A 16,592-nucleotide genomic window follows, 5' to 3' on the forward strand; every position below is an offset into this window, starting at 1 on the left:
GCCAGGCGCGCCGTCCTCCCGCCAGCCTCTCGGACACCATGCACAGCGACATCATCCTTCAGACCCGGGGCCTCACCAAGGAATTCCGCGGCTTCGTGGCGGTCAACGACGTCAACCTGAGCGTCAGGCGCGGCGCGATCCATGCGCTGATCGGTCCCAACGGGGCCGGCAAAACCACGGTCTTCAACCTGCTCACCAAGTTCCACATCCCGACCCGCGGCGAGATCGTCTACGACGGCGTCGACATCACCGGCGAACGGCCGGCGCAGACGGCGCGGCGCGGCATCGTGCGCTCGTTCCAGATTTCAGCGGTGTTCCCGCAGCTGTCGGTGCGCGAGAACGTGCGCGTGGCCTTGCAGCGCAAGCTGGGCGTGGACTATTGCTTCTGGCGTTCGGAGCGCTCGCTGGAGCGGCTGCATGCGCGGGTCGAGGAACTGCTCGACCAGGTCGGCCTGCGCGCGCAGCTGGACGTGGCCGCCGGCGACCTGCCCTACGGCCGCAAGCGCACGCTGGAGATCGCCACCACGCTGGCGCTGGAGCCCGAACTGCTGTTGCTGGATGAGCCGACGCAAGGCATGGGCCACGAGGACGTGGACCGCGTCAAGCACCTGATCAAGCAGGTCTCGGCCGGTCGCAGCATCCTGATGGTGGAACACAACATGAAGGTGGTGGCCGACATCTGCGACACCATCACCGTCCTGCAACGCGGCGAGATCCTGGCCGAGGGTCCGTACGCCGAGGTGTCCGCGAACCCCGCGGTGCGCGAAGCGTACATGGGAGCGGAAGATGAATGACGAGACCCCGGCGCGGTCCATGCTGGAGATCCGCGACCTGCACGCCTGGTATGGCGAATCGCACATCCTGCACGGCATCGACCTGGACGTGAAGGCGGGCGAGTGCATCACGCTGCTGGGCCGCAATGGCGCCGGCCGCAGTTCGACCCTGAAGTCGGTGCTGGGCCTGGTGGGCCGGCGCAGCGGCTCCATCAAGGTGCAAGGCCAGGAAACCATCGGCCTGCCGCCGCACAAGATCGCGCGCCAGGGCATCGGCTACTGCCCCGAAGAGCGCGGCATCTATGCCTCGCTGACCGCCGAGGAAAACCTCATGCTGCTGCCCACGGTGGGGCCGGACGGCATGTCGGTGGACGAGATCTACACGATGTTCCCCAACCTGAAGGAACGCGCCCACAGCCCCGGCACCCGGCTGTCGGGCGGCGAGCAGCAGATGCTGGCGATGGCGCGCATCCTGCGCACCGGCGCCCGCCTGCTGCTGCTCGATGAAATCACCGAAGGCCTGGCGCCCGTCATCGTGCAGGCGCTGGGCCGGGTGATCCGGCAATTGCAGGAGCGCGGCTACACCACCGTGCTGGTCGAGCAGAACTTCCGCTTCGCCCGGCACCTGGCCGACCGCCATTACGTCATCGAGCATGGCCAGGTGGCCGCCGTGATCGAGCGGGCCGAAGTCGAGCGGTCGCAGGACCGGCTCAACGCCCTGCTCGGCATCTGAGGGCCGTCGCGCGCAGTTCCCCGTCGTTGCAGTTCCCGTGGTGCTTCCGACCGCAGTCCCCCCATTCCCATACGGAGCGTAGTCAGATGAAATTGAATCGAATCGCAGCGGCGCTGTGCGCCATTGGCCTGGCGGGCGTCGCCCACGCCGAGGCCGGCATCAGCGACGGCATCGTCAAGGTCGGCGTGCTGACCGACCTGTCGGGCGTCTATTCCGACCTGGCCGGCAACGGCTCGGTGGTCGCGGCGCGCATGGCGGCCGAGGAAATGGGCAACAAGGTGCTGGGCAAGCCGGTCGAGGTGGTGGCCGCCGACCACCAGAACAAGCCCGACGTCGCCGCCAACCTGGCGCGCGAATGGTTCGACCAGGGCAAGGTCGACATGATCACCGACTTCCCCACCGCGTCGACCGCGCTGGCCGTGATGGAAATCGCGCGCCAGAAGAACCGCGTGACCATGCCGTCCGCCGGCCTGTCGACCGCGATCCTGGGCGAGAAGTGCTCGCCGCTGAACGCGCAGTGGACCACCAACACCTATGCGCTGGCGGCCGGCACGGCGCGCGCGCTGGTCAAGGAGGGCAAGAAGACCTGGTACTTCATCACCGCCGACTACACCTTCGGCCACTCGCTGGAAAAGGACGCCACCGAAGTGATCCAGGAAAACGGCGGCAGCGTGGCCGGTGTCTCGCGCCACCCCTTCCCCGGCAACGACTTCTCGTCGTTCCTGCTGAAGGCGCAGGCCTCCAAGGCCGACGTGATCGCCCTGGCCAACGCCGGCAACGACACCGTCAACGCGGTCAAGCAGGCCAATGAGTTCGGCATCACCAAGAAGCAGATCGTAGCGCCGCTGCTGACCTACATCTCGGACGTGCACAGCATGGGCCTGGCCAAGGCGCAGGGCATGTACCTGACCGAAGCGTTCTACTGGGACTACGACGAAGCCTCGCGCGCCTGGGCCAGGAAGTTCTTCGAGAAGACCAAAAAGATGCCGACGGCATCGCAGGCCGGCGTCTACTCGGCCACGCTGTCGTACCTGAAGGCGATCGAGGCGGCCGGCACCGACGAGGCGCCGGCGGTCATGGCCAAGCTGCGCGAGATGACCATCAACGACGCCGTGATCCGCAACGGCAAGCTGCGCGCGGACGGCGCGCTGGTGCACGACATGCTGCTGTTGCAGGTGAAGGCGCCGGCCGAGTCCAAGGCGCCGTGGGACTACTACCACGTGAAGTCGGTGCTCAAGGGCGACGAGGTCTTCCCCAAACCGCAGGCCGCCTGCGCGCTGAACAAGTCCTGACGCCCGCTGGCGCCGGGCGGCTTGCGCCCGGCGCCGGTTCGATCCGCCCGCGGCGCGCGGCAACGCGCGCCTCCCGCAAACCGACGCGTCCCGTGTCCGATCGCCGCCCACTATGTTCGACATCTCGCTTCCCGCCCTGCTCGCCCAACTGCTGGTGGGGCTGATCAACGGCTGCTTCTACGCCATCCTCAGCATGGGGCTGGCCATCATCTTCGGCCTGCTCAACATCGTCAATTTCACCCACGGCGCCCAATTCATGATGGCGGCATTTCTGGCGTGGATCGGCTTCACCCAGCTGCCGCAACTGCTGGGCCCGGGCGCGCAGATCAACTTCTGGGCGGCCCTGGTGCTGGCGCCGTTGATTGTCGGCGCGGTCGGAGTGGTCATCGAGAAGACACTGCTCAAGCGGCTCTACCACCTGGACCACCTGTACGGCCTGCTGCTGACCTTTGGCATCGCGCTGATGATGGAAGGCGGATTCCGCTACTTCTACGGCATATCCGGCGTGGGCTACGAGCCGCCCGAGATCCTGCAGGGCGGCTTCGACCTGGGCTTCATGTTCCTGCCGGCGTACCGCGCCTTCGTGGTTGTGGCTTCGCTGCTGCTGTGCCTGCTGACCTGGTACCTGTTCGAGCGCACCCGCCTGGGCGCGCTGCTGCGCGCCGGCACCGAGAACGCCCGGCTGCTGCAGGCCTTCGGCGTCAACGTGCCGGTGATGATCACCCTGACCTACGGCTTCGGCGTGGCGCTGGCCGGCGTGGCCGGCGTGCTGGCCGCGCCCGTCATGCAGATCAACCCGCTGATGGGCTCCAACCTGCTCAATATCGTGTTCGCGGTGGTGGTGATCGGCGGCCTCGGCTCGATCATGGGCGCCATCGTCACCGGCCTGGCGCTGGGCCTGCTGGAGGGCCTGGCCAAGGTGTTCTACCCCGAAGCGTCCACCGTGGTCGTGTTCATCGTGATGGCGGTGGTGCTGCTGACGCGCCCCGCGGGCCTGTTCGGCAAGGAGAAATAAGGTGTCGCGCTTTCCTCTTTCCATCCGCATCCTGGCGCTGCTGCTGGTGCCGGCGCTGCTGGTTCCGTGGTTCCCGCAGATTGTCTATCCGGTCTTCGTCATGAAGGTGCTGTGCTTCGCGCTGTTCGCGCTGGCCTTCAACCTGCTGACCGGCTTCACCGGCCTGGTGTCGTTCGGCCACGCCGCCTTCTTCGGCTGGGCCGGCTATGCCGCTGGCGAGATGATGATCCTGTACGGCGCGGCCGGCCTGCCGCCGGAACTGGCCATGCTGTGCGGCGTGGCCATGGCCGCCGCCATCGGTTACGCGATTGGCTGGCTGGCGATCCGCCGCACCGGCATCTATTTCGCGATGATCACGCTGGCCTTGTCGCAGGTGGCGTATTTCATGGCGGTGCAGGTTGGCTGGACGCGCGGCGAGGACGGCATGCAGGGCATTCCGCGCGGCAAGTTCCTGGGCCTGGTCGACCTGAGCGCCGACACCAACATGTATTACTTCGCGCTGGGCGTGTTCGTGCTGGGGTTCCTGTTCGTCTACCGGGTCATCCATTCGCCCTTCGGGCAGGTGCTCAAGACCATCCGCGACAACGCGCCGCGGGCGATTTCGCTGGGGTACGATACGGATCGGTGCAAGCTGCTGGCGTTCGTGCTGTCGGCCTCGGTGGCCGGCCTGGCCGGTTCGCTCAAGGCGCTGGTGCTGCAGCTGGTGGCGCTGAACGACGTGTCGCTGGCCACCTCCACCGAAGTCCTGCTGATGACGCTGCTGGGCGGGATCGGCACCGTGTGGGGCCCCGTGGTGGGCGCCACGCTGGTCGTCAGCCTGCAGAACTACCTGGCCACCCTGGGCGATGTCGTCACCATCGTCATCGGGTTGATTTTCGTGTTGTGCGTGTCGTTCTTCCGGCGCGGGTTCGTCGGCGAATGGCTGGCCTACACGCAGTGGCGCAAAACGAAGGAAAACAACCGTTGATGGCAGGAGCAGAACCCAAACGGCGCGCGGCCGACGTCGCCTATGACCAGATCGAAAGCATGATCGCCACCCTGCAATTGCAGCCGGGCAGCGCGGTCGTGGAGGCGGATCTGGTCGAAAAGACCGGCCTGGGCCGCACCCCGCTGCGCGAAGCCTTGCTGCGCATGGTGGCGGCCGGGCTGATCCGCCAGGAGCCGCGACGCGGCCTGCGGGTCTCGATGATCCAGCTGGCCGACCACATGGACCTGATCCAGACCCGCCGGGCGCTGGAGCAGTTGATCGCCGCCAGCGCCGCGCGCCGCGCCACGCCGGCGCAACGCGCCCAGATCGTCGAATGCGCTGCGCAGATGGTGCGCGCGGCCGAGGGCGGCAACCTGGACGACTACATGCAGGCCGACCAGTTGCTCGACCACGTCTGCCACAGCGCCTGTCGCAACGTGTCGGCGGTGAACGCGGTGGAACCGCTGATCATCCAGTGCCGGCGCTTCTGGTACGCCTACCAGCACGAGGGCGACATCGCCGAGGGCGCGCGCCGCCACATGGCCATGGCCGCCGGCATCGCCACGGGCGACGAAGCGGCGGCCATCCGGGGCGCGGATTCGCTGATGGACTACCTTGAGATGTTTACGCGCAAGGTGATTGACGCGTAGCGGGAGCCGGCGCGGCGTCCTTGGCGCCGCGCGCCAGCCACGCCATGACGCGCGGACGGGCGCGGTCGTACGCCAGGTTGTAGAAGAAGGCGTACGGCAGGTAGAACAGCACCAGCGCGATGTCCAGCACGAAGGCCTGCCACAGGCTGATGTTCAGCCACCAGGCGGCCAGCGGGATCACGATGAGGATCAGCCCCAGTTCGAAGCCGAACGCGTGGATCACGCGCACGCGCAGGTTGCGGGTGATGCCCAGGCGGTTCTCCAGGCGGTCGAAGCCGGCGTTGTAGATCATGTTCCAGACCAGCGCGATCCAGGCGATCACGGCGGTCAGCACGCCCATTTCGAACAGCGACTTGCCCATGGCCCAGGCGGCCACCGGCGCGCACAGGCCGATGGCGAGGATTTCGAACAGGAAAGCGTGGATGAAGCGCTCTTTGATGGTTTTCTTGGCTTGCGTCATGACCCACCTCTGAGGTCGTTTGTTTCAGTGACCGAGGGATTTTCGACGATATTTCCGGTACGATAAAGATGATATCCATCGGAAAAACCGATAATGAAAACGCCCGCCGCCATGCGCCACTCCCTGGAGTCCCTGGCCACCTTCGCCCAGGTGGCCGCCGAGGGCACGTTTTCGGCGGCGGCCCGCAAGCTGGGCAAGAGCCAGTCCACTGTCAGCGAGACCATCGCCAATTTGGAGGTCGACCTGAACGTGACGCTGTTCGACCGCAGCCAGCGCCAGCCGGCCTTGACCGAGGCCGGCCAGGTGCTGCTGGGCCAGGCCCTGCAGGTGCTGGCGGCCAACGACCGCCTGAACCGCAGCGCCAGCCAGCTGTCGGCGGGGCTGGAGCCGCGCCTGACCGTGGTGCTGTCGGATACGTTTCAGTCCGAAACCTTTGAGAACATGCTCAGCCAGATCGACCAGCGCTATCCGGCGTTGCGCTTCGAATGCCTGATCGCGGAATACGAGGACGTGGTGGCGCTGGTGCAGCAGGGCCGCGCCCACCTGGGGCTGATGGCGGCGCAGGAAAACTACCCGCCCGACATGGCTCACGCGACGCTGCGCGAGGCCTCGGAAATCGTGCTGTGCGTGGGCCGCGGCCATCCACTGGCGACCTTGTCCGGGGTGACCAAGGACCACCTGAAGACCGAACGTGAATTGCGCCTGAGCACCTACGAGCTGGACGACAAGGCCCCCGCGCCATCGCAGTCCACCTGGTCGGCGCCGGGCTATCTGATGTTGCTGGAAATGGCCACGCTGGGATTCGGCTGGGCGGAGTTGCCGCGCTGGATGCTGCACCGTTTCGGGCGCGGACAGCTGGTGGAACTGGCGGTGCCGGGCTGGCCGCGCCAGATCCGGGTCGACGCGGTGTGGTCGACGCGCCGTCCGCTGGGGCCGGCCGGCGCGTGGCTGCTGCAAAGCCTGACGCGGGCCTAGGGCCTGTTTACGCTGAAAGGCGCCTCGCAGGCGCAGCCAACTACCAGGGCGCTAGCGCGCCCCCGAGGGCAGGCGCGAGATGCGCACGCCGTTGGCGAGCATCCAGTCGCCCAGCTTGGGGCAGGCCAGCACGTCGTATTCGGCACGGCGCTGGCGCGCCATGGCGCTGCCGCCCCGGGCATCCTTGGCCGGGTGGCACATCAACAGGTCGCCATCGCGCGCGTTGAACAGCCAGTTCTGCAGCAGGTCGGCGTAGCGCCGGCGGCCTCCGTCGAAGCCATACACTCCCAGCAACCGGCGGTTGGTGCGCAGACCCTCGCGGTCAGCCCGGCGGCCCAGTTCCGCCGCGCCCAGCGCGCCGATGATGCGAGCCTTGATCGATTCCTTGAGGGGAATGCCGCAAAGCATGCCCGGCGCGGTCTGGCGCAGCCAGGGCCGGTGCGCGCCATAGCGCTGCTTGAGCGCCAGCAGCAGGCGATCACGCACCACCGGCAACTGGTGCACGTGCTGATGCCCGTCCACGTAATCCGGCGCGCGTCCGAATGTGGCCTCGAAGGCGTCGAACTGGCGCGCCAGGAGCAGGTCGACCCAGGCGGCGTCCAGCCGGCCGGTGTAGGCCCGCAGGATCAGCCGGGACAAAGACGGCAGGTCCGCATCGCCATCGCCCAGGCGTTCGGTCAGATTCACATGCAGGCCGAGATCGGCGTCCATCAACGCCAGCCGCGGCGCGTTGGCGACGAAGGTCGGGCCCAACGACAGGCAGCTGATGGCGCTCAGCCGACGCATGCCCGCCAACGCGATCATGCCTTCATCGATATCGGCATTCATGCCAAAATCATCACCGCAAACCACGATGCGCTTGGTCAAGTTCTCACCTCGCTTTCTTTCTTCGACACGCCCCACATGCGCGCCCTGCTTCAACAAGTCAGCCTGTTCATCGCCGTCGGATGCGCAGCGGCCGCCACCCACTGGGGCGTCGCGGTCGCCTGCGTCGAAGGCCTGGGCGCCGCTCCGCTCTTGGCCAACCTGCTCGGCTGGCTGGTGGCGTTCGTCGTTTCCTTCAGCGGACACTACCGGCTTACGTTCAGACATTCGAAAACACCCTGGACCATAGCAGTACGCCGTTTCTTCTTCATTTCAGCCGTCGGCTTCATCATCAATGAATCCGCTTACGCCTGGTTGCTGCGGGTAACGTCGGTTCCCTATGACGTGCTGCTGGCCCTGATCCTGATTGCGCTGGCGGTGGCCACCTTCATCACGAGCCGGCTGTGGGCGTTCCGCCACAGACCCGCTGCTTGAAGGCGGCATCCGACACGACCTGCCAGATCACGTATTTCACGCTGTTCGCGACCGGCTCCAGGCCCGCCAACGCCCGATAGGCGCCCGCGTCCGACCGTGTGCCCCAGACCCAGTAGCGCGCGCCTTCGGGCGCCGCGCACAGGCGGGACTGGAATTCCTGCGGACTGATCAACACTTGCCTGCCCACCTCGGGCTCGAACCTGGCCGCGTCGTAGAGTTCCTTGCGCCAGTTGTCGCGCACCGGCACTTCCGGATTGAGCCAGTCGTCCACCACCCAGGTTGGCCTGGGCGCCTGGGCGTACAGCGCCAGGTCGAACGGATAGGTGTGCAGCGACACATAGGTATCGCCGGGCTTGGCCAGCGGACGGATCGTCGCGGCCAGCGGGCCCGCGCTGCCGCGGGCCGAATGGGCGGCGATGCCGATGGCCAACACGCAGATCGCGGCGCCAACCCCGGCGCAGACGCGCACCAGGCGCGGCGCCAGGGCGTCGGCCTTGTCGCGGCTCGCGGCCACGATCACTTCGACCAGCAGGAAGGCAAGCGGCGGCACCGCCGGCAACACATAGCCCACCAGCTTGGAATTCGGCAGTGAAAAGAACCCCACCACCACCACGAACCATACCAGCGCCAGGCGCCGCAGATCGCGCTGCGGCCCCGCCGCCCAGAACGCCTTGCGCAGGATGCCGCCGCCCCACAGCGACCAGGGCAGGCTCAGTCCCACCACCACCGGCAGGTAGAACCAGAACGGCTGGGCGTTGTTGAAACCGGTGGCGGCGAAGCGCTGAAAATGCTGGTAGACGAAGAAATAGTCGTAGAAGCCCGGATAGCGGACCTGCATCAGGACGAACCACGGCATGGCGACCGCCGCGAACACCAGCAGCGCGGGCGGCCACAACAGCGCCCCGAGCGCGCGCCAGCGGCGCCCCCAGACCAGCCAGATGAAGAGGATGGCGCCGGGCAGAACCAGACCGATCAGCCCCTTGGCCAGCACCGCCAGGGCCGCCAGCGCGGCGGCGGCGAGCGACATCCACCGATAGGCCTGGCCGCGCTCCAGGCGCAGCACGGTGTCGGCCGCGGCCAGCACGCACAGGGTGATCATGCCGGCCACCAGCATGTCGAGATTGGCGAACTGCGCGCCGCCGTAGAAGAAAGGCAGGGTCGCCAGCGCCAACACGGTCAGCGTCGCGGTGGCGGCATCGCGATAGCGCCGCAGGAAACCATACAGCGCGGCGGCGGCGGCCCATGCCGCCAGCAGCGACGGCAGGCGCGCGGCCCAGGGATGCACGCCGAACACCGTGAACGACAGTTCGGTCAACCAGTAATACAGCGGCGGCTTGTGGAAATAAGGCATGCCGTCGAGCAACGGCACGGCGTGCGAACCGCTGCGCAGCATGTCCCAGGCGACACCGGCATAGCGGCCTTCGTCAGGCAGCGTCAGCGGCCGCACCCAGGCCAGGAACGCCAGCCAGACGCCGACCGCGAGCAGGAACCATCCCGCCGGCGGGATCCAATCGGAACGCGCCGGCCGTTGCATCGCGGCGGCCATCAGGATGCGACCTTGTCGGAATGGGAGGCTCGCCCCTGGCGGCGGCGCACCACGAACAACGGCCGTCCCTTGACCTCGTCGAAGATGCGCGACACGTACTCGCCCACCACGCCAAGCGAGATCAGGTTGACGCCGGCGAAGAACAGCACGGCCGTCACGATGGTGGTCCAGCCCGACACGGCATTGCCGGAGACCAGGTAATCGATCACGAGATAGCTCGCATAGGCCATTGCCAGCACCGCGAACAGCACGCCCACCAGGCTGACCAGGCGCAGCGGCCAGGTCGTGAACGCCGTCAATCCATCCAGCGCGAGGCGCGCCAGTCGCATGCCCCCGAAACGGCTGTCGCCATGCATGCGCTCGTCGGGCGTATAGGGCAGCGCTTCACCCTTGAAACCGACCCAGGCGTACAGGCCTTTCATGAAACGGGTGCGCTCGGGCAGCGCGTTCAGCGCGTCCACCACGTTGCGGCTCATGAGACGGAAGTCGCCGGCGTGGGCCGGCACCTCGACACCGCGGGCGCCGCTGAGCAACTTGTAGAACCAGCGGGCGCCGGTGCGCTTGAGCCAGGATTCGTCGGCGCGGGTCTCGCGCACGGCATAGACCATTTCGGCGCCGGCGGCCCAGCGCGCCAGCATCTGCTCGATCAGGGCCGGCGGATGCTGCATGTCGGCGTCCAGGCAGATGATGGCGTCGCCCGTGGCGCTTTCCAGGCCGGCGCTGAGCGCGGCCTCCTTGCCGAAATTGCGCGACAGCTGCACGTAGCGGAAGCCATCGTATTGGGTCCATTCAGCCATCAGGGCCTCGGTGCCGTCGGTGCTGCCGTCGTCGGCCACGATGATTTCCCAGCCGGTGCACAGGGCCGCCAGCCGGCTGCGCAGCAACGGCAACAGCACGCGCAGGTTCTCGCATTCATTCAGGCAGGGAATGACGCAGGTGACGCAGGCGTCGTAAGGCACGTTGGCAGCGGCCGTGCGCCAGATCGCTTCCACGGGAAGCGCTTTGGCCAGGACTTGCTGCCCCATGGGCTCGGACCGGAATTGAATGTGCATAAGGTTCTGGAACTGGAATGCGGGACGTTATGCCGGGCAGTATGCGCAAGCCCTCGTCGAATTTTCATGAAATGCTTCCGGTATCGGACTCGTCGCAATCGAGGCGATTCTAGGCAGGCATGCAGCCAAATGTATGAAGCGCCGTTTAGGCTCCGTAAACCTCTGTCCCCGATTTGTGAAAGGGCGTAAAGCGGCCCCGGCCGCGGCATCGGTAAAATGCGCGAAGCTCTTGTTTTCAAAGGTGGTTATGCAATATCGAGTCCGCCCCATGCTGGCCGGCGACATGGACGGCATCCTGGCAATCCAGGCCGGCGCCTATCCGGGTTTCCTGCTGGAGAGCGCTGATTTCTTCCTGAACCGGCTGACGCTGGCGCCAGCCCATTGCTGGGTGGCGCAGGCCGACACGATGCCGGATTCCCCGCACCTGCTCGGCTATCTGGTGTCGTACCCGTGGGACGCCGGCCTGCCGCCCACGCTGGACGCTCCGCTTGCCGCCCTGCCCGAGCGTCCGGACCACTGGTTCCTGCACGATTGCGCGGTGGCGCCCTCGGCCCAGGGGCTGGGCGTGGGACAGGCGCTGTTGCGCACGGCCGCCGGCCATGCCGCGCAAACCGGGTTGCAACGCGCCAGCCTGGTGTCGCTGGGTTCGGCGGTCGGTTATTGGACGCGGCATGGCTACGCGCCCGTCCCGGCCGGCGGCCGCGAACTGGCCGACAAACTCGAGGGCTACGGGCCCCAGGCCAGCTACATGGCGCGCGCCTTTCCGCTCTGACCGGCGCGGCACGCCCCGCCTTCGTTCGTTGCCGCGCGCATGCCGCGCCGCCGGCGTCCCGTTAAGATGGGAACGCAATCCCGGAAAGACATGGCGGCAACGGTTTCCACAGCCTGACTTCGCTGCGCCCGCGGGCGCGAAGGTTTCCATGATTTCACTCTCGCCCGTCCAATCCCTGCTGGCCTGCTGCCTGGTGCTGGCCATCGGCCGCGTCCTGACCACCCGCATCGGCGTGCTGGCGCGCTACAGCATTCCGGACCCGATCGTCGGCGGCCTGCTGTTCGCGATCGGCGCCTATGCGCTGTCGACCTGGGGCGGCCATGCCGTTTCCCTGGAAACCAGCATCAAGCCGACCCTGTTGCTGCTGTTCTTCGGTTGCATCGGCCTGACGGCGAACCTGAAACTGCTGGCCAAGGGCGGCCCGCGGCTGATCGCCTTCCTGCTGGCGCTGATCCCGTTCCTGGTGCTGCAGAACGCAGTCGGGCTGGGCATGGCCTGGCTGCTGGACATGCATCCGCTGATGGGGCTGCTGGGCGGCACCATCACGCTGGTCGGCGGCCACGGCACGGGCGCGGCCTACGCCACCCGCTTTGCGGACGTCAACAATATCCAGGACGTGATGGCGCTGGCCATGACCGCGGCGACGATAGGATTGGTGCTGGGCGGCGTGGTCGGCGGCCCCGTGGCGGAATGGCTGATGCGCCGCCACAAGCTGGCCGGCAGCCTGGATCGCCAATCGGCGGCGGGCCACGAGGCGCCGGACCTGAGCGAAGCGCAGGCGCCGTCGACGGCCGCCTCGTTCATCACCTCGATGACCGCCGCCTTCGTCTGCCTGGTGGCGGGCGGCTACCTGGCCACGCTGGTGGAAGGCGCGCCGGTGAGCCTGCCCAACTTCCTCTGGTGCCTGGCGACCGGCGTGCTGATCCGCAATGGCGGCGAACGTCTGGGCCTGAAACTGGACGACCGCGCCACCGAGATCATCGGCACCATCACCCTGTCGCTGTTCCTGGCCATGACCATGATGACGCTGGACCTGACCAGCGTGGCGCGCCTGGCCGGGCCCCTGGCGCTGATCCTGGCGGTGCAGACGCTGTTCTGCGCGCTGTATTCGGCCTGGGTGGTGTTCCGCCTGCTCAAGAGCGACTACGAGGCCGCCATCATGTCGGCCGCCTTCTGCGGCTTCTCGCTGGGCGCCACCGCCACCGCCATCGCCAACATGCAGGCGCTGACGCGGCGCCATGGCCCCGCGCCGCAAGCCTTCATCGTGGTGCCGGTGACCGGCGCATTCCTGGTGGACATCCTCAACGTGATCGTGCTGACCTCGTTGATCTCGCTGCCGTTCGTGGGAGGAATGTGACCATGCTCAAGCGCATCCTCCTTATGGCCCTGTGCCTGCTCCTGGCCGCCTGCGGCCGCGCGCCCGATACCGACGCGCTGCGCGCCGACGTCGAACGCGGCCTGGCCGCCACCTACGGCGCGGGCCTGTTCCGCATCGACCAGCTCAAGAGAATGGGCTCCGCCACCGACAGCAGCGCTCCGGCAGGCGAAACCCGCCGCGTGGTCTATTACGACCTGCGGCTGGAAGTGACCCGCGACATCGCGCTCGGCGCCTGGGACCAACCCGGCGCCGCCGCCCTGGTAACGCTGCTGGGCGCGGGCCCGCGCAGCATCAGCGGCGTGAAATCCAGCGGCAACCAGGCCGGCGACCAGATCGTGGCGCATGCCAGCGCCATCTACCGCAAGGAAGGCGAAGGCTGGACGCTGGTGACCCCCGCCGGCTTCAAGGCCGCCGAGGCGCCCTCATTGGACACCGGCGCGCCGCCGCCCGTGACGCAGCGGCTGCTGGACACGCTCGACCAGATCACCCATTCGGTTGCCTACAGCGCCTCCAGCACCGCGCAGCACGTGGTGCAACAGGAACTGGAACGCTCGGTCGCCCGCATCAATGGCCGGCTGGCGCGCATGCAGCAGGGCTATCCGCTGGCCGGCGGACCGGACCGGGGCGAGTACGTCACCTTCGCGCGCGCGCTGGGCGCGGTGGGCCAGGCGCGCCAGATCCGCGTCACGCCGCTGATCACCGGCGGCGGCGCCGAGAACATCGCCCTGCTGCGCAGCGGCGACGCCGTGGTCGGGCTGGCCCAGGGCGATACCGCCAAGCTGGCGTACGAGGGCCGCGGTCCGTTCGCGTCGCAAGGGCCGTTCGCCGGCCTGCGGGCGCTGGGCAGCCTCTATCCCGAAATGGTGCATATCGTCGTGCGCGACGACGCCAAGCTGCGCGGCGTGCGCGACCTCAAGGGCAAGAAGATCGCGCTCGGCGCGCAGGGTTCGGCGGTGCGGGCCACGCTGGAAGCGGTGCTGGCGGCGCATGGGCTGCAGCCTGGACGCGACTACGAGGCGGTTCCCACGCCCTTCACGGCTTCGCTGCCGGCGCTCAATGCCGGCCTGATCGACGCCGCGGCGCAGGTGATCGGCATTCCCGCCACGCCCCTGCGCGACGCCCTGACGCAGGCCCACCTGAAACTGCTGCCGCTCGATCCGGCCGCGGTCAAGACGCTGGCCGCCCAGGACAACGCGCTGATGCCCCTGGAAATCGCGGCGGGCACCTATCCGAACCAATCGGAACCGGTCGCCACCATCGGCACCGCGGCGCTGCTGCTGACCACGTCCGACCTGACGCGCGATGAGGCCCTGCAGGTGGTGCGGGCGGTCTACCAGACCGGCCAGGACCTGCTGGCCGCCGGCTCGGCCCAGGGCGCCCAGGTCAACATCGCCAACGCCCGGCGTGGCCTGACCGTGCCGTTGCACGACGGCGCCGAGGAAGGCCTGGCCGCGCTGGAGAACGCAAAACCCCGCTGACCGCGCTTGCGCTTATGATGGCGCTCCCAATCAGGAATATTCATGAACAAATTCGATCTGCAGAAGAACCAGGCGCTGAAACTGGCCGGCCAACTCAAGCAAGCCGGCACGCCCGACCGCTTCGGCGCCGCCTCGCAAGTGCCCGACCGCCGCGAGCAGCGCAAGCTCGACCAGGCCGCCGGCCTGGTGCCGTTTCCGCTGAAGCTGTCGCAGGCGCAGGCGGACCAGCTGCGCGCGGCCGCCGCCGAACGCGGCCTGAGCACCAACGACATCATCGCCGAAGCCTTGCAGAAGGCCCTCGGCTGATGCATATCTGGGTCGACGCCGACGCCTGCCCCGGGGTCATCAAGGACATCCTGTTCCGCGCCGCGCAGCGCTGGCAGGTGCCGGTGACCCTGGTGGCGAACCAGGCGCTGCATACGCCGCCTTCGCCACTGATCCGGGCGGTGCAGGTGCCGCGCGGCTTCGACGTGGCCGACGCTCACATCGCCGAACGCGCGGTGGCCGGCGACCTGGTGATCACCGGCGACATCCCGCTGGCGGCGCAGGTGCTGGAAAAAGGCGCCATGGCGCTGAACCCGCGCGGCGAACGCTATTCGCCCGAGACCATCCGTGAACGGCTGGCGCTGCGGGACATGATGGAGGAATTGCGCGCGAGCGGCGTGGACACGGGCGGACCGTCTTCGTTCAGCCAATCCGACCGCAAGGCCTTCGCCAACCAGCTCGACACCCTGCTGGCGCGCGCGGCGCGGCTGGCCGCGCCCAAGGCCTGAACGACGCGGGCAATGCGCCCGGCCGCGTCAATAGAACGTGATGTACGCCTTGTAGATGATGGTGCCGATGGCCGTGATAAGGCCGATGCCCATCAGCCCCATGCCGATGTTGCGATCCCGCAGCCCAAACCCGAGCAGCATGAGCGCCACGCCCGTGACGATGATGATCAACATGGTGTTGGTGCTGGGGTGCATGAAGGTCTCCCGGTAAACGACGCGTTTCGCGTCTCAGTCTGCGTTTGCCTTTGCTCTTGCTTTTGCATCCACATCCGGTTGCCGCGGCCCGGCCACGCGCTTTGGGTCGAGCTTAGGGTCGAGCTTTGGACCGAGCTTTGGGCCGAAATTGCGACTTCAGATTTCATCATAGACAACCCGGGGCACGATGGCGCGCAAATCCGGCGGTCGCGCTTGCGGCATATCAAGGCCGCGCGCAAAACAAAAAAGCCAACCGGCTAAGGTTGGCTTCATTGTCGCTCGGGTTTGCGTCTTCGCTTGCGCAAAGCGCTTGCACCGGTCTCGAGTCGCGACTGCCGGCTTTTCAGCCTGACGGCGCTCTTCGAGGGTCTTTGGTGGGTAGTACTGGGTTCGAACCAGTGACCCCTGCCGTGTGAAGGCAGTGCTCTACCACTGAGCTAACCACCCCGAAAGAGGCGAAATATTAGCACGCTTTTTTGAAAGTGTGCAAGTCGCCTCGAAAAAACTTCAAGCGGCCGCCACCGGCGCGTCCAGCTTGCGCCACACGCATTCGCCGCCAACCGACTTGTCCAGCGCCGCCAGGTAGGTTTCGTGCTCGGCCAGTTCGGCTTCGCTGGCCTTCACCACCGGCAGGCCGGAGGCGTCGAACCTGGCCAGCACCACGCCGCCGCCCGCGCCCGAGTCGTTGTCGTCGACATCGATCAGCAGCGCATCCTGGCCGCGGGTCATGGCCAGCCAGACTTCCGCCAGCAGTTGCGAGTCGAGCAACGCGCCGTGCAGCGTGCGGTGCGCGTTGGAGATGCCGAAGCGGTCGCACAGCGCGTCCAGCGAGTTGCGCTTGCCCGGGAACAGCGAACGCGCGTGCAACAGCGAATCGGTGACCGTCGCGCAGTATTCGGTGATCGGGCCGCGGCCGGTCTTGGCCAGCTCGGCGTTGAAGAACTTCACGTCGAACGCCGCGTTGTGCGCGATCAGCTCGGCGCCCTGGATGAACTTGACGAACTCGTCGGCCACTTCCGCAAAGCGCGGCTTGTCGGACAGGAACTCGGTGGTCAGGCCGTGCACCGCCAGCGCCTCGGGGTCGCTGTCGCGGTCCGGGTTCAGGTAGATGTGCAGGTTGTTGCCGGTGGCCATCCGGTTGACCAGTTCGACGCAGCCGATTTCGACGATGCGGTGTCCCTGGGCGGGATCCAGCCCGGTGGTTTCAGTGTCAAAGATGATCTGGCGCATAAAG

At 67.3% G+C, this 16,592-nt stretch carries 19 protein-coding genes and 1 tRNA gene; 13 read left to right on the forward strand and 7 right to left on the reverse strand.

Annotated elements, in window-relative coordinates; translation table 11 throughout:
* The first annotated feature begins 38 nt into the window (after positions 1–38).
* The 6 genes from DK459_RS18980 (at position 39) to DK459_RS19005 (ending at position 5,430) form a co-directional block, all read left to right on the forward strand.
* Positions 39–794, forward strand: a complete 756-nt coding sequence (locus DK459_RS18980) for an ABC transporter ATP-binding protein (RefSeq protein WP_006388718.1) — start codon at positions 39–41, stop codon at positions 792–794.
* Positions 787–1,506: an ABC transporter ATP-binding protein gene (locus tag DK459_RS18985; protein WP_049053528.1), complete on the forward strand. Its 720-nt coding sequence runs from the start codon at positions 787–789 to the stop codon at positions 1,504–1,506. The genes DK459_RS18980 and DK459_RS18985 overlap by 8 nt, the downstream gene beginning before the upstream one ends.
* 86 nt (positions 1,507–1,592) lie before the next feature.
* Positions 1,593–2,798, forward strand: coding sequence for an ABC transporter substrate-binding protein (locus DK459_RS18990; RefSeq protein WP_054448766.1), 1,206 nt, complete (start codon positions 1,593–1,595; stop codon positions 2,796–2,798).
* A 112-nt stretch (positions 2,799–2,910) separates the two neighbouring features.
* Complete coding sequence (locus DK459_RS18995) at positions 2,911–3,813, forward strand: branched-chain amino acid ABC transporter permease (RefSeq protein WP_006388713.1); 903 nt, start codon at positions 2,911–2,913, stop codon at positions 3,811–3,813.
* A gap of 1 nt (position 3,814) precedes the next feature.
* A complete protein-coding gene (locus DK459_RS19000) occupies positions 3,815–4,780 on the forward strand; it encodes a branched-chain amino acid ABC transporter permease (protein ID WP_006388710.1) in 966 nt (321 codons plus the stop codon).
* Positions 4,780–5,430 (forward strand): GntR family transcriptional regulator, encoded by a 651-nt coding sequence (locus DK459_RS19005; protein ID WP_006388708.1) that lies wholly within the window; start codon positions 4,780–4,782, stop codon positions 5,428–5,430. Before DK459_RS19000 ends, DK459_RS19005 begins: the two co-directional genes overlap by 1 nt.
* On the opposite strand, the gene DK459_RS19010 is transcribed toward DK459_RS19005, so the two are convergent.
* Positions 5,405–5,890 carry a multidrug/biocide efflux PACE transporter gene (locus DK459_RS19010; RefSeq protein WP_006388706.1) on the reverse strand — a complete coding sequence of 162 codons (486 nt, stop codon included), beginning with the start codon at positions 5,888–5,890 and terminating at the stop codon, positions 5,405–5,407. The two genes, DK459_RS19005 and DK459_RS19010, sit on opposite strands and share 26 nt — an antisense overlap.
* Positions 5,891–6,001: 111 nt before the next feature.
* Here DK459_RS19010 and DK459_RS19015 point away from each other — a divergent pair, with 111 nt between their 5' ends.
* On the forward strand, positions 6,002–6,865 hold the full coding sequence (locus DK459_RS19015; protein ID WP_035183741.1) for a LysR family transcriptional regulator: 864 nt from the start codon (positions 6,002–6,004) through the stop codon (positions 6,863–6,865).
* A gap of 51 nt (positions 6,866–6,916) precedes the next feature.
* On the opposite strand, the gene DK459_RS19020 is transcribed toward DK459_RS19015, so the two are convergent.
* Positions 6,917–7,732 carry a ChbG/HpnK family deacetylase gene (locus DK459_RS19020; RefSeq protein WP_110134977.1) on the reverse strand — a complete coding sequence of 272 codons (816 nt, stop codon included), beginning with the start codon at positions 7,730–7,732 and terminating at the stop codon, positions 6,917–6,919.
* 36 nt (positions 7,733–7,768) lie between these two features.
* Between DK459_RS19020 and DK459_RS19025 the strand changes: the two genes are divergently transcribed.
* Complete coding sequence (locus DK459_RS19025) at positions 7,769–8,164, forward strand: GtrA family protein (RefSeq protein ID WP_006388703.1); 396 nt, start codon at positions 7,769–7,771, stop codon at positions 8,162–8,164.
* Here DK459_RS19025 and DK459_RS19030 read toward each other — a convergent pair.
* Complete coding sequence (locus DK459_RS19030) at positions 8,121–9,710, reverse strand: glycosyltransferase family 39 protein (protein ID WP_053496846.1); 1,590 nt, start codon at positions 9,708–9,710, stop codon at positions 8,121–8,123. The genes DK459_RS19025 and DK459_RS19030 overlap by 44 nt on opposite strands.
* Positions 9,710–10,762 carry a glycosyltransferase family 2 protein gene (locus tag DK459_RS19035; protein ID WP_006388701.1) on the reverse strand — a complete coding sequence of 351 codons (1,053 nt, stop codon included), beginning with the start codon at positions 10,760–10,762 and terminating at the stop codon, positions 9,710–9,712. The genes DK459_RS19030 and DK459_RS19035 overlap by 1 nt, the downstream gene beginning before the upstream one ends.
* A 268-nt stretch (positions 10,763–11,030) precedes the next feature.
* Here DK459_RS19035 and DK459_RS19040 point away from each other — a divergent pair, with 268 nt between their 5' ends.
* The 5 genes from DK459_RS19040 to DK459_RS19060 all read left to right on the forward strand — a co-directional run bounded on the left by DK459_RS19040 (position 11,031) and on the right by DK459_RS19060 (position 15,163).
* Complete coding sequence (locus DK459_RS19040; RefSeq protein WP_006388700.1) at positions 11,031–11,534, forward strand: GNAT family N-acetyltransferase; 504 nt, start codon at positions 11,031–11,033, stop codon at positions 11,532–11,534.
* A 148-nt stretch (positions 11,535–11,682) separates the two neighbouring features.
* Complete coding sequence (gltS, locus tag DK459_RS19045) at positions 11,683–12,891, forward strand: sodium/glutamate symporter (protein ID WP_006388699.1); 1,209 nt, start codon at positions 11,683–11,685, stop codon at positions 12,889–12,891.
* On the forward strand, positions 12,888–14,390 hold the full coding sequence (locus DK459_RS19050; RefSeq protein ID WP_053496850.1) for a TAXI family TRAP transporter solute-binding subunit: 1,503 nt from the start codon (positions 12,888–12,890) through the stop codon (positions 14,388–14,390). The genes gltS and DK459_RS19050 overlap by 4 nt, the downstream gene beginning before the upstream one ends.
* 42 nt (positions 14,391–14,432) lie before the next feature.
* Entirely contained in the window at positions 14,433–14,696 is a 264-nt protein-coding gene (locus DK459_RS19055; protein WP_006388697.1) for a hypothetical protein, read from the forward strand.
* Positions 14,696–15,163 carry a YaiI/YqxD family protein gene (locus DK459_RS19060; RefSeq protein WP_006388696.1) on the forward strand — a complete coding sequence of 156 codons (468 nt, stop codon included), beginning with the start codon at positions 14,696–14,698 and terminating at the stop codon, positions 15,161–15,163. The genes DK459_RS19055 and DK459_RS19060 overlap by 1 nt, the downstream gene beginning before the upstream one ends.
* A 27-nt stretch (positions 15,164–15,190) precedes the next feature.
* On the opposite strand, the gene DK459_RS19065 is transcribed toward DK459_RS19060, so the two are convergent.
* The 3 genes from DK459_RS19065 to dnaQ all read right to left on the reverse strand — a co-directional run bounded on the left by DK459_RS19065 (position 15,191) and on the right by dnaQ (position 16,588).
* A complete protein-coding gene (locus DK459_RS19065) occupies positions 15,191–15,358 on the reverse strand; it encodes a hypothetical protein (protein WP_006388695.1) in 168 nt (55 codons plus the stop codon).
* A 372-nt stretch (positions 15,359–15,730) separates the two neighbouring features.
* A tRNA-Val gene (locus DK459_RS19070) sits at positions 15,731–15,805 on the reverse strand.
* Positions 15,806–15,865: 60 nt separating this feature from the next.
* Positions 15,866–16,588, reverse strand: a complete 723-nt coding sequence (gene dnaQ / locus DK459_RS19075) for a DNA polymerase III subunit epsilon (RefSeq protein ID WP_020925183.1) — start codon at positions 16,586–16,588, stop codon at positions 15,866–15,868.
* Positions 16,589–16,592: the final 4 nt, after the last annotated feature.

Origin of the sequence: Achromobacter sp. RW408 (genome assembly GCF_003184165.1) — a bacterium.
In the GTDB taxonomy this organism is placed as follows: Bacteria; Pseudomonadota; Gammaproteobacteria; order Burkholderiales; family Burkholderiaceae_B; genus Achromobacter; species Achromobacter xylosoxidans.